Source organism: Xenophilus sp. Marseille-Q4582 (genome assembly GCF_916700565.1).
Classification (GTDB): Bacteria; Pseudomonadota; Gammaproteobacteria; order Burkholderiales; family Burkholderiaceae_C; genus Xenophilus.
The window spans coordinates 940,313-952,528 of sequence record NZ_CAKAKO010000003.1 but is presented as its reverse complement, the minus strand read 5'-3'; the positions used below and the strand labels follow the sequence as shown (position 1 = coordinate 952,528).

The 12,216-nt window shown below is 68.9% G+C and carries 10 protein-coding genes and 2 tRNA genes; 10 read left to right on the top strand and 2 right to left on the bottom strand.

Annotation, left to right across the window (positions count from 1 at the left end):
• Positions 1-32: 32 nt before the first annotated feature.
• From LG388_RS15125 to LG388_RS15115, 3 genes are all read left to right on the top strand, one after another.
• Positions 33-764, top strand: a complete 732-nt coding sequence (locus tag LG388_RS15125) for a glutathione S-transferase C-terminal domain-containing protein (RefSeq protein ID WP_225783533.1) — start codon at positions 33-35, stop codon at positions 762-764.
• Positions 765-778: 14 nt separating this feature from the next.
• Positions 779-855: transfer RNA gene (locus LG388_RS15120), tRNA-Pro, on the top strand.
• Positions 856-903: 48 nt separating this feature from the next.
• Positions 904-980, top strand: a tRNA-Arg gene (locus LG388_RS15115).
• Positions 981-1,080: 100 nt separating this feature from the next.
• On the opposite strand, the gene LG388_RS15110 is transcribed toward LG388_RS15115, so the two are convergent.
• Positions 1,081-2,601 carry a Ppx/GppA phosphatase family protein gene (locus tag LG388_RS15110; RefSeq protein WP_225783532.1) on the bottom strand — a complete coding sequence of 507 codons (1,521 nt, stop codon included), beginning with the start codon at positions 2,599-2,601 and terminating at the stop codon, positions 1,081-1,083.
• Between the two features lie 229 nt (positions 2,602-2,830).
• On the opposite strand from LG388_RS15110, the gene pstS reads away from it, so the two are divergent.
• The 7 genes from pstS (at position 2,831) to phoR (ending at position 9,567) form a co-directional block, all read left to right on the top strand.
• Positions 2,831-3,871, top strand: a complete 1,041-nt coding sequence (gene pstS, locus LG388_RS15105; protein WP_225783531.1) for a phosphate ABC transporter substrate-binding protein PstS — start codon at positions 2,831-2,833, stop codon at positions 3,869-3,871.
• Positions 3,872-3,997: 126 nt separating this feature from the next.
• On the top strand, positions 3,998-4,990 hold the full coding sequence (pstC, locus tag LG388_RS15100; protein ID WP_225783613.1) for a phosphate ABC transporter permease PstC: 993 nt from the start codon (positions 3,998-4,000) through the stop codon (positions 4,988-4,990).
• Entirely contained in the window at positions 4,987-5,871 is an 885-nt protein-coding gene (pstA, locus tag LG388_RS15095; protein WP_225783530.1) for a phosphate ABC transporter permease PstA, read from the top strand. Before pstC ends, pstA begins: the two co-directional genes overlap by 4 nt.
• Before the next feature lie 11 nt (positions 5,872-5,882).
• Positions 5,883-6,665, top strand: a complete 783-nt coding sequence (gene pstB / locus LG388_RS15090) for a phosphate ABC transporter ATP-binding protein PstB (RefSeq protein ID WP_225783529.1) — start codon at positions 5,883-5,885, stop codon at positions 6,663-6,665.
• Between the two features lie 20 nt (positions 6,666-6,685).
• Entirely contained in the window at positions 6,686-7,387 is a 702-nt protein-coding gene (gene phoU, locus LG388_RS15085) for a phosphate signaling complex protein PhoU (protein ID WP_225783528.1), read from the top strand.
• Positions 7,388-7,407: 20 nt separating this feature from the next.
• A complete protein-coding gene (phoB, locus tag LG388_RS15080; protein ID WP_225783527.1) occupies positions 7,408-8,100 on the top strand; it encodes a phosphate regulon transcriptional regulator PhoB in 693 nt (230 codons plus the stop codon).
• Between the two features lie 126 nt (positions 8,101-8,226).
• Entirely contained in the window at positions 8,227-9,567 is a 1,341-nt protein-coding gene (phoR, locus tag LG388_RS15075) for a phosphate regulon sensor histidine kinase PhoR (RefSeq protein WP_225783526.1), read from the top strand.
• A gap of 51 nt (positions 9,568-9,618) precedes the next feature.
• Here the strand turns inward: phoR and LG388_RS15070 are convergent, their stop codons facing one another.
• Positions 9,619-10,962, bottom strand: a complete 1,344-nt coding sequence (locus tag LG388_RS15070; RefSeq protein WP_225783612.1) for an MATE family efflux transporter — start codon at positions 10,960-10,962, stop codon at positions 9,619-9,621.
• Between the last annotated feature and the right edge of the window lie 1,254 nt (positions 10,963-12,216).

Genomic DNA, 12,216 nt, shown 5'->3' with positions numbered 1-12,216 from the left:
CCGTCCCATTCCTTGCATCCGTTGCCATCGCCATGACCGCTGCTGCCCCATCCGCCGCCGCCGAGCGCGCCGCCATCGACGTCTACACCTGGCCCACGCCGAACGGCCACAAGGTGCACATCATGCTGGAGGAATGCGGCCTGCCGTGGCGCGCCCATGCCATCGACATCGGGGCCGGCGACCAGTTCGCGCCGGACTTCCTGGCCATCAGCCCCAACAACAAGATTCCCGCGATCACCGATCCCCAGGGCCCGCAGGGGCAGCCGATCTCGCTCTTCGAGTCCGGTGCCATCCTGCTGTACCTGGCCAACAAGACCGGCCAGTTCCTGCCGCCGCAGGAGCGCGACCGCTGGCAGGTGCTGCAGTGGCTGATGTTCCAGATGGGCAGCGTGGGCCCGATGCTGGGCCAGGCCCATCACTTCCGGCTCTATGCACCCGAGAAGCTGCCCTATGCCATCGATCGCTACACGCAGGAGGCGCGCCGCATCTATGGCGTGATCGACAGGCGCCTGGGAGAATCGGCCTTCGTGGGCTGCGACACCTACAGCATCGCCGACATCGCCATCTTCCCCTGGCTGCGCAGCTGGCAGAACCAGGGCGTGGTCCTCGACGAATTTCCGCGCCTCAAGGCCTGGTTCGAGGCCATCGACGCGCGCCCGGCGGTGCAGCGCGCCGTGCAGACGCTGGCGGACCGACGCAAGCCCATCACCGATGACAAATCGCGCGAAATTCTTTTTGGCAAGAAGCAGTATCAAAGACGCTAGAATGGCGGGCTTGTCGGAGCGTAGCGCAGCCTGGTAGCGCATCTGCTTTGGGAGCAGAGGGTCGCGAGTTCGAATCCCGCCGCTCCGACCATTTTTTCTTGCCGCACCGCATTCGCCTGCATGCAGCAGGCCCCCGGATCTGCCCGTAGCTCAACTGGATAGAGCAGCTGCCTTCTAAGCAGCAGGTCGGGGGTTCGAGTCCCTCCGGGCAGGCCACCACTTTTCTTGCACGTCGTGCGCCGGCCTCGAATCCCGGGGGAGAATCCAGGCGTGCACTGCGGAACGCCAGCGCGCGGCGTGCGAGGCCCGCCGTCCCTCAATCGATCTGCAGCGTCAGCTGCACATTGGCCTTCTGCCAGGCCAGCACTTCTTCTTGCAGCAGGTGCGCCGACTGCGGGTAGCGCTCGGCCCAGTCGGCGCTGGCGCGCAGCTCGAAGCTCTGCGGGCTACCGCCGCGGGCCAGGCGCAGGCTGTCCACTTCGGGATCGCGCCGCGCGTGGCACAGCAGCACGGCCAGGCGCAGCGCCAGCAACTGGGCCGTGAAGAGCGCGTCGTCCAGCGACGTCTCGATCTTGCGCAGCTTGCCGCGATGGCCGAGCACCAGTTGGCTCAGCACATGCAGTTCGTTGGTGGCAAAGCCGGGCGCCTCCACGTTGTCGAGGATGTACGCGCCATGCTTGTGCGAGTCGCTGTGCGCGATGTGGTTGCCGATCTCGTGCAGCGCCGCGGCCCAGCGCAGCTTGCGCAGAGCGCGGCCGGCGCTGTGCGTGTTGGCCGCGCCGCGCGCGCCCGGCACCAGTTGCACGAACAGGGCGCTGGCCGTCTCACCCACGCGCCGCGCCTGGGCCGAATCGACCGCGAAACGCGTGGCCAGCCGCGCCACGGTGGTGGCACGCATGTCGGCCACCGCCTCGTCGCGCTCCAGCAGTTCGTACAGCACGCCGTGGCGAAGCGCACCCTGGGCCACGCGCATTTCCTCGATGTCGAGCAGGCTGAAAATCGCACGCAGCACTGAGAGCCCGCCGCCGATCACGGCCTTGCGGTCCTCGCGCATGCCGTCCAGGCGCAGCTTGTCGGCCTGGCCCGCCTTGAGCAGGCGGTCCAGCAGCCAGTCCAGCCCCTCGCGCGTGACCACGCCGGGGGCGTGGCCGGCGGCCAGCAGCACGTCACCCACGGCGCCGATGGTGCCGGAGGAGCCGTAGGCCACGTCCCACTGGTCGCGGCCGCAGTAGGCCAGGGCGTCGTCGAGCACCGCCTTGGCCGCGACCTCGGCCACGCGGAAGGCGGCGGGCGTGAACTGGCCGTCGGGAAAGTGCTTCATCGACCAGGCCACGCTGCCGACGCGGTAGGACTCGGTGGCCAGGGCCTCGAAGCGCTGGCCGATGATCAGCTCGGTGGAGCGCCCGCCGATGTCCACCACCAGGCGGCGTTCGCGCTCGCTGCCGTCCTGGTGGGGCAGGGTGTGGGCCACGCCCTGGTAGATCAGGCGGGCTTCCTCCCGGCCCGGGATGACGTCGATCCCGAAGCCCAGCACCGTGCGGGCGCGCAGCAGGAACTCGTCGCGGTTGCGCGCCTCGCGCAGGGTCTGCGTGGCCACGGCGCGCACCTGTCCCGGCTTGAAGCCGGCCAGGCGCTCGCCGAAGCGGGCCAGCGCCGCCCAGCCGCGCTGCATGGCTTCGAGCGTCAGATTGCGGCTGGCGTCCAGGCCGTTGCCCAGGCGCACGGTTTCCTTGAGGTACTCCGCGCGGTGGATCTGGCCGTGGTCGACCTCCCCGATTTCAAGGCGAAAACTGTTGGAGCCGAGATCGACCGCGGCCAGGCGGGTTCCGTTTTGCATGGGGGAGGTGACAGCAGGGGAAGCGAGCCTGCATGGTAACGGCGGGGCTTCGCGAAGGGGCTGCAAGCATGGCGCCGGTGCGTGACGAAATGATGACTCCACGGCATGCCCGGCAGGAGCGGCCGGGCTCCCGCGTTTTATGACAGCCTGTCACGGCACTGTCACATGGCCTTCCTACATTTCTTTCAACCCCCGATCCACGGGGTTCGCCATCTTCGAAAGGATGACCATGAAAAGCCCGTTCCAATTCATCGCCGCCGGCGTCGCCGCTGCCGCTTTCGTCTCGCTGCCCGCCATGGCCCAGGAAGCCACCGGCGCCGGCGCCAGCTTCCCGGCGCCCCTGTATGCCAAGTGGGCCGCCGACTTCCACAAGGCCACCGGCATCAAGATCAACTACCAGTCCGTGGGCTCCGGCGCCGGCCTGAAGCAGATCGAAGCCAAGACCGTGGACTTCGGTGCTTCCGACGCTCCGCTGAAGGACGAGGACCTGGCCGCCAAGGGCATGATCCAGTTCCCCACCGTGATCGGCGGCGTGATCCCTGTGGTGAACATCCAGGGCATTAAGCCGGGCGAGCTGAAGCTCAGCGGCCAGGTGCTGGGCGACATCTACCTGGGCAAGATCACCAAGTGGAACGACCCCGCCATCAAGGCCCTGAACGGCTCGCTGAACCTGCCTGACGCCGCCATCGCCCCGGTGCGCCGCGCCGATGGTTCGGGCACCAGCTTCCTGTTCACGAACTACCTGAGCAAGGTCAATGCCGAGTGGAAGGCCAAGGTGGGCGAAGGCACCGCCGTGAACTGGCCCACCGGCGCGGGCGGCAAGGGCAACGAAGGCGTGGCCGCTTTCGTGGGCCGCCTGCCCAACTCGATCGGTTACGTCGAGTACGCCTACGTGAAGCAGAACAAGATGAACTACGCCCTGCTGCAGAACGCCGCCGGCAAGTTCCCCCAGCCTGAAGAGGACGCCTTCAAGGCCGCGGCTGCCAACGCCCAGTGGGACAAGAGCTTTTACCAGATCCTGACGGACCAGGCGGGCGACGGCGCATGGCCCATCACCGGCGCGACCTTCATCCTGATGCACAAGACGCAGGACAAGCCCGCCCAGGCCGCCACGGTGCTGCGCTTCTTCGACTGGGCCTACAAGAACGGCGACAAGACCTCTTCCGACCTGGACTACGTGCCCATGCCCGCCAGCGTGAAGACGGCCATCACCAAGCAGTGGGCCAGCAGCGTGAAGGACAGCGCCGGCAAGGCGATCGCCGTCGAGTGACCACGGCGCTGCTCGTCAGTTCATAAAAACGACAAAGGGCGCGTGCCGCGGTTGAAGGACTGCGCACGCGCCCACGCCACCATGGAGCGACCCGTGTCATCCACCCTCACCGCCGGCGCAGCGCCGATGGACGTTTCCACGCAGGCCACGCGCACCGCGTCGCCGCCGCCCGTCAAGAGCACCCGCTCGGGCCCGCTCGCAGACCGCCTGTTCGGCTGGGCCGCCAAGGGCGCCGCGCTGCTCACCCTCGCGCTGCTCATCGGCATCCTGCTGTCACTCATTGCCGGCGCCTGGCCGGCCATCACCAAGTACGGGCTGGGCTTTCTCACCAGCAGCGTCTGGGACCCCGTCCAGGACGAGTACGGCGGCCTCGTCATGATCTACGGCACGCTGATGACCTCGCTGATCGCGCTGGTCATCGCCGTGCCCGTGAGCTTCGGCATCGCGCTGTTCCTGACCGAACTGTCGCCGGCCTGGCTCAAGCGCCCGCTGGGCACCGCCATCGAACTGCTGGCCGCCGTGCCCTCCATCGTGTATGGCATGTGGGGCCTGCTGGTGTTCGGCCCCATCCTGGCCACTTACGTGCAGCAGCCGCTGCAGCGCCTGGTCGGCGACGTGCCCTACCTGGGCGCCCTGGTCTCCGGCCCGCCCGTGGGCATCGGCATCCTGTCGGCCGGGATCATCCTGGCGATCATGATCATTCCCTTCATCGCCTCGGTGATGCGTGACGTGTTCGAAGTCACGCCGCCGCTGCTGAAGGAATCGGCCTATGGCCTGGGTTCCACCACCTGGGAGGTGGTGTCCAAGGTCGTGCTGCCGTACACCAAGGCCGGCGTCATCGGCGGCATCATGCTCGGCCTGGGCCGGGCGCTGGGCGAGACCATGGCCGTCACCTTCGTGATCGGCAACATGAACCAGCTCAACTCGCTGTCGATGTTCGAGGCCGCCAACTCCATCACCTCGGCCCTGGCCAACGAGTTCGCCGAAGCGGGCGCGGGCCTGCACCAGGCCGCGCTGATGTACCTGGGCCTCGTGCTGTTCTTCATCACCTTCGTCGTGCTGTCGCTGTCCAAGCTGCTGCTGGCACGCATGGCCAAGAGCGAGGGCAAGAAATCGTGAGCACCGCCAACGCACTCCTCGAAGCGCAGAAGCTGGCCGCCGTGCGCCAGGCCAAGTTCGCGCGCCGCAGCACGGTCAACAAGGTCGCGCTGACCCTGTCGCTGGCAGCCATGGCCTTCGGCGTGTTCTGGCTGATCTGGATCCTCTGGGAGACCCTGCGGCTGGGCCTGTCCGGCCTGTCGGTGGCCACCTTCACGCAGATGACGCCGCCGCCCAACGAAGAGGGCGGCATCCTGAACGCCATCTTCGGCTCCGTCGTCATGGTGGGTCTGGCGACCTTCATCGGCACGCCCATCGGCATCATGGCCGGCATCTACCTTGCGGAATACAACCCCAAGGGCGTGCTGGCGTCGGTGACCCGCTTCGTCAACGACATCCTGCTGTCGGCGCCGTCCATCGTGATCGGCCTGTTCGTCTATGCCGTGGCCGTGGCCTACTTCAAGGGCTTCTCGGGCCTGGCCGGTGCGCTCGCGCTGGCGCTCATCACCATCCCGGTGGTGATCCGCACGACCGAGAACATGCTGCAGCTGGTGCCCCCGGGCCTGCGTGAAGCCGCCTACGCCCTGGGCACGCCCAAGTGGAAGGTGATCCTGTCCATCACGCTGCGCGCCGCCCGCGCCGGTGTGGTGACTGGCATCCTGCTGGCCGTGGCGCGCATCGCCGGCGAAACCGCGCCGCTGCTGTTCACGGCCCTGAACAACCAGTTCTGGACGTCGGACATCACGCAGCCGATGGCCAGCCTGCCCGTGACCATCTTCAAGTTCGCGATGAGCCCGTACGAGAACTGGCAGCACCTGGCCTGGGCCGGCGTGTTCCTCATCACCGTCGCCGTGCTCGCCCTCAACATCCTCGCGCGGGTTCTGACGCGCAGCAAATTCTGAGAGACCTCCAAATGGTTGCCACCGTTGCCTCCACGCCTGAGCGCGCCAAGATCGCCGTCAAGGACCTGAACTTCTACTACGGCAAGTTCCACGCGCTGAAGAACATCAACCTCGAGATCCCCGAGAACAAGGTCACGGCCTTCATCGGCCCCTCGGGCTGCGGCAAGTCCACGCTGCTGCGCACCTTCAACCGCATGTTCGAGCTGTACCCCGAGCAGCGTGCCGAGGGCGCGATCGAGCTGGACGGCGAGAACCTGCTGACCTCCAAGCAGGACGTGGCGCTGATCCGCGCCAAGGTGGGCATGGTGTTCCAGAAGCCCACGCCCTTCCCGATGTCGATCTACGACAACATCGCCTTCGGCGTGAAACTGTTCGAGAACCTGTCGGCCAGCGAAATGGACGACCGCGTGGAATGGGCGCTGAAGAAGGCGGCCCTGTGGACCGAAGTGCGCGACAAGCTGCAGCAAAGCGGCTCGGGCCTTTCCGGCGGCCAGCAGCAGCGCCTGTGCATTGCCCGCGGCATCGCCATCAAGCCCGAGGTGCTGCTGCTCGACGAGCCCTGCTCGGCGCTGGACCCGATCTCCACCGCCAAGATCGAGGAGCTGATCGCCGAGCTGAAGAACGAGTACACCGTGGTGATCGTGACCCACAACATGCAGCAGGCCGCGCGCTGCAGCGACTACACGGCCTACATGTACCTGGGCGACCTCATCGAGTTCGGCGCCACCGAGCAGATGTTCTTCAAGCCCCAGCGCAAGGAAACGGAAGACTACATCACCGGCCGCTTCGGCTGATCCGGACCCGGAGGCAAGACATGACCGAAAAGCACCTCTCCAGCCAGTTCGACAGCGAGCTCAATGGCGTTTCCTCGCGCGTGATGGAACTGGGCGGCCTGGCCGAATCGCAGATCCGCCTGGCCATCCATGCGCTGCTGCATTACGACACCGAAGCCGCCGACCGCGTGATCGCGACCGAAGACAGCCTCAACGCGATGGAAGTGGAGATCGACCGCGAGCTGTCCAGCATCATCGCGCGCCGCCAGCCCACCGCGCGCGACCTGCGCCTGCTGATCGCCATCTCCAAGGCCACGGCCAACCTCGAGCGCGTGGGCGACGAGGCTCACCGCATCGCCCGCATGGTCAAGTCGATCATCGAAAGCGGCTCCTCGCGCCAGCTGCCGACCACCGAGCTGCGCATCGCGGCCGACCTGGCTTCGGGCCTGCTGCGCAAGGCGCTGGATTCGTTCGCGCGCCTGGACACCGCGGCGGCCGTCTCCATCCTCAAGGAGGACGACCTGATCGACCACGAGTTCGACGGCTTCGTGCGCAAGCTGGTCACCTACATGATGGAAGACCCGCGCACCATCTCGCCGAGCCTGGACCTGCTGTTCGTGGCCAAGGCCATCGAGCGTATCGGCGACCATGCGAAGAACATCGCCGAGTTCATCATCTACGTCGTCAAGGGTGCCGACGTGCGGCACACTCCGATGAAGGAAATCGAATCCGCGGTGCAATGAGCCTGCGGACTGACTGATCCATGAAGAAACCGCGTGTACTGATCGTCGAGGACGAGTCGTCCATTGCCGAGTTGCTGGCCGTGAACCTGCGGCACAACGGCTTCGAGCCCATCTGGGCCGAGGACGGCGTGTCGGCGCAGCGCGAGATCGACGCCGTGCTGCCCGACCTCATCCTGCTGGACTGGATGCTGCCGGGCCAGAGCGGGCTGCAGCTCGCGCGCCAGTGGCGCAAGGAGGCACGGACCAAGGCCGTGCCCATCCTGATGCTGACGGCACGCGGCGACGAGCCCGACAAGGTGGCGGGCCTGGACGCCGGGGCCGACGACTACATCACCAAGCCTTTCTCCACGCAGGAGATGCTGGCGCGCATCCGCGCCGTGCTGCGCCGCCGCGCGCCCGAGGCCGCGGCCGAGCGCGTGGAGGTGGGCGATCTGGTGCTCGATTCCGCCACGCATCGCGTGACCTGGCAGGGCAACCCGCTGAAGATGGGGCCGACCGAGTTCAAGCTGCTGTCGTACCTGATGCAGAACGCCGAGCGCGTGCACAGCCGCTCCCAGCTGCTCGACAAGGTGTGGGGCGACCATGTCTTCATCGAGGAGCGCACGGTCGACGTGCACGTGAAGCGCCTGCGCGAAGCGCTCGGGGCGGCCTCGACCATGGTCGAGACCGTGCGCGGCGCGGGCTACCGCTTCACGGCCCAGGCCACGGTCTGAGCTCCGGCAGGCCCGCGCCTGCGCACCGCTTTCCTTTTTCATGCCTGTCGCCCTGGTCCGCCAGGGCGTTTGCGTTGGGCCGGCGTCCGCTGCCGCTGCGCCCGCGCGGCTCCTCATAATCCGCCCATGCCCTTCCGTATCGCCGCTTTCTTCCTTGCCTCGATCGCCGGCGCCCTGCTGGCCGGGCTGACCAGCCAGTGGCGCCAGCTCTGGGTGGGCGCATGGATCGGCGCGCTGGCATGGCTGCTCATGGACGCCTGGCGTGCGCAGCAACTGGTGCAGGCGCTGCGCGAAGACACCGTGGGCCTGGGTGCGCGCCGCATGGGCGTGTGGGGCGAGATCGCCGAGCGCGTGCGCAAGCTGCTGCGCGTGCGCGAACAGCAGACCCAGCAGGCCGAGGAGCGGCTCAAGGAGTTCCTGGCGGCGATCCAGGCTTCGCCCAATGGCGTGATCCTGATCGACGACCAGGGCCGCATCGAATGGTGCAACCAGACCGCGGCCGGCCACCTGGGCATCGACGCCGAGCGCGACCTGCTGCAGCACCTGTCCAACCTCGTGCGCGATCCGGCCTTCGTGGCCTACCTCGCGTCCTGGAACTACAGCCGCGACGTGGTCATCGACGGACCGGCCGCGCCCTCGGGGGCGCAGGGCCGCCCCGCGCGCCTGTCGGTGCAGGTGCATCCCTATGCGGGCAACCGCCGCATGCTGCTCACGCGCGACGTCACGGCCCTCGAGCAGGCCGAGGCCATGCGGCGCGACTTCGTGGCCAACGTCTCGCACGAGATCCGCACGCCGCTGACGGTGCTCACGGGCTTCGTCGAAACGCTGCAGAGCCTGCCGCTGGAAGCGGACGAGCGCGCACGCTACCTGGGCCTGATGGGCCAGCAGGCGCAGCGCATGGGCACGCTCGTGAACGACCTGCTGACGCTGTCGCGCCTGGAAGGCAGCGCGCCGCCGCCCAGCAACCAGTGGACGCGTGTGCGCGCCCTGCTGGCCCATTGCGAGGACGAGGCGCGCGGCCTGTCGGCGCGCCTGTCCGGCCAGGGGCACCGCCTGTTCTTCGCGCTGGAGGCCGACACCGAGCTGGCCGGCACGGCGACCGAGCTGCAGAGCGCGATGTCGAACCTGGTGACCAATGCGGTGCGCTACACGCCCGGGGGCGGCGAAGTCACCGTGACCTGGCGGCTGCTGCCCGACGGCCGCGGCGAATTCGCGGTGCGCGACACGGGCCCGGGCATCGCCGCCGACCACATCCCGCGCCTGACGGAGCGCTTCTACCGCGTGGACCGCAGCCGCTCGCGCGAGACCGGCGGCACGGGGCTGGGCCTGGCCATCGTCAAGCACATCGCGCAGCGCCATGGCGCGCAGTTGCGCATCGAAAGCACGGTGGGGCAGGGCTCGCGCTTCATGCTGCTGTTCCCGGTGACGCGGCTGCGGCCGGCGCGGCCGCAGATGGCGGTGGCCTGAGCGCGCGGGCCGCCGTCGGACGCGGGGCTTTGGCGGGGGCCGCCGCCGCGCTCAGGCGGTGGTGGCGCGGCGCACGGTGCGCCCCAGCAGCCCCAGGAAGAGCAGCGCCGTCAGCCCCAGGGCCAGCGCGCTCATGATCCAGAAAGCCAGCGGCGACTGCATGGCCGGCCAGGGCCCGATGCCGTGGTACGCCAGCCAGTAGCTGCCCGTCAGGCCCAGGCCCCACAGCAGGCTGCAATAGATCAGGAGCGGCGCGACGGTCACGCGCCAGCAGCGCAGCACGAACACGCACAGCGTCTGTACCGCATCGGCCAGGTGATAGGCCGCGGTGGCCGGCAGCAACTGGGCGGCCAGCTGGGCCACGCCCGGTTGCGTGGAATACAGCGCGGCCAGCGGGTGGCGGCCCAGCGCCATGGCGGCGCCCACCGCCAGCGCGCACAGGACGGTCATCTCCAGGCCCAGCCGGCAGGCCTGCCGGGCACGCGCGGGCTGGTCCGCGCCCAGCCAGAAGCTCACGCGCGCGCTGGTCGCCAAGCCCAGCGCCAGCGGCGCCATGTAGGCCACGGCCGTGAGGTTGGAGGCGATCTGGTGCGCCGCCGAGGCGGTGGTGCCCAGGCGCGCGATGAACAGGGCCATCAGCGTGAAGGAACTGACTTCCACGAGCACGGCCAGTCCGCCCGGAACGCCCAGGCGCGCGAACTGCCTGAGCTGCGCGCCATCGGGCGCCTCCAGCCGCTGCCAGAGCCGATAGGGCGCATAAAGCGGCTGCGTGCGCAGCAGCACGAGGGCCAGCGCCAGCATGCTCCAGTTGACGACCAGGGTCGCGATGCCGCAGCCCAGCAGCCCCAGTGCCGGCATGCCGGCGCCGCCGAAGGTCAGCCAGACCGACAGCGGCAGCTTCAGGCCCAGCGACGCCGTCTGCAGCCAGCTGACCAGGCGCGGATGCCCCAGGCTCTGGTTGAGTGTGCTGTAGAGGCGGAAGAGCAGCGCGGGCGGCAATGCCCACGCCAGCACGGCCAGATAGCGGGTCACGTCGGCCTGCATCGCCTGCGGCACGTCCGTCCAGCGCAGCAGCGGCGCGGGAAAGAGCAGCACCGCCATGCCGATGCACACGGCGCCCGCGCACAGGTACAGCGACTGGCGCACGGAACGGCCCACCTCGTGGCTGCGCCCGGCGCCATGCAGTTCGGCCCACACGGGCAGCAGCGCCTGCAGCCCGCCCATGAGCGACACGTAGACGCTCACGAAGATGGCGGCACCCACCGACAGCGCGGCCAGTGCCTCTTCGGCATAGCGGCCGGCCACGATGGTGTCGGTCACGCCGAAGGCCATCACCGCCATCTGGCCGATGAAGACCGTGCCGGCATGGCGCGCGATGAGGCTGCGTTCGCTCATCGGCGCGTCAGGATCCGTCGGCCGCGGGGTCGAGGGGGGCAGGGGGGCGGCAGGCGGGGGCGCGCCGGGCTTGCGCTGGTAGAGCAGCAGGTCGTCTCCGGCATTGGTGCTGCGGCGGAAGGTGCCGACCAGGCGCCAGTCGTCCAGGTCCACGATCAGCTGCAGCAGCCGCACCACCTCGGGCTTGACGATCAGCCAGTCGCATTCGGTGTGCGAATTGATGGGCTGCAGGTGATAGGGGCCGTGGTAGCGCAGCGCGGCCAGCTGTGGCCGGTCGACGCCCAGCTCGGCCATGCAGCGCGGCGTGCCCGTGTGCTGGCGGATGGCGCTGACCTGGGGGGCGTAGCTCAATGCATGGTCCAGCGCGGGCAGCCACAGCGTCATGAGCAGCAGCCAGCACAGCGTCACGCCGCCGGCGGGCAGCACCAGCGTCTTCCAGAGCGCGGCGCGATGGCGGCCGGTGCGCCACCGCACCAGCCAGCACCAGACCCCCGTGGCGCCCAGGGCAATCAGGAAGACCGGCAGCGAGAACTCGGCCACGTAGCCCGGCGTGAGGCGTGCCACGCTGGCCGCCATCTTGGCCGGCTGGCCGGTCTGCATCGCGATCCAGTAGAGCCAGATGAGCAGCGCCGAGCCGCTGAAGAAGAGCAAGGTGAACCAGTCCACCAGGGCCGAGACGCTGCGCCGGAAGGTGGGCAGCGCAAAGGCCGCAAGCGTTGCCAGCGCGGGCAGGGCCAGCAGCAGCACCCGGTCGGAGCTGGCCGAGAGCACGGCGGCCAGGCCGATCACACCGGTGTGGAAGAGCGGCAGGGCCACATGGCGCGCCAGCCACTGGCGGCGCCAGCGCCACAGCGTCCACAGCGCCAGCGGCCAGGTCGGCCAGGTGAACCAGATGAACAGCCGCAGCAGGCTGCCCGCGTCGGCCCCGACGCTGCTGGTGCCGGCGCCGGGCCACTCGATGCGCCAGTGGAATTGCTGCAGCCCGTACGCCAGGCCGGCGCCCAGCATCAGGGGCGCGGCAATGGCGGCCAGAGCGAAGGGCGCGTAGCCGCTGCCTTCGCCCTCATGCGAGCGGCCCTGCCCGTATTCGCGCGCGCCCAGCAACAGGTTGCCCGCGCCCAGCACCAGGGCCAGCCAGGGTGCACCGCTCAGCGACAGGCCCAGCCCGCCGGCGAGCAGGGCGAGGGCCGGGCCCGTGCGGCGGAAGGGCAGGGCAGCCACGCCGTAGAAGCACAGGGCGCCGAAGAAGAGCTG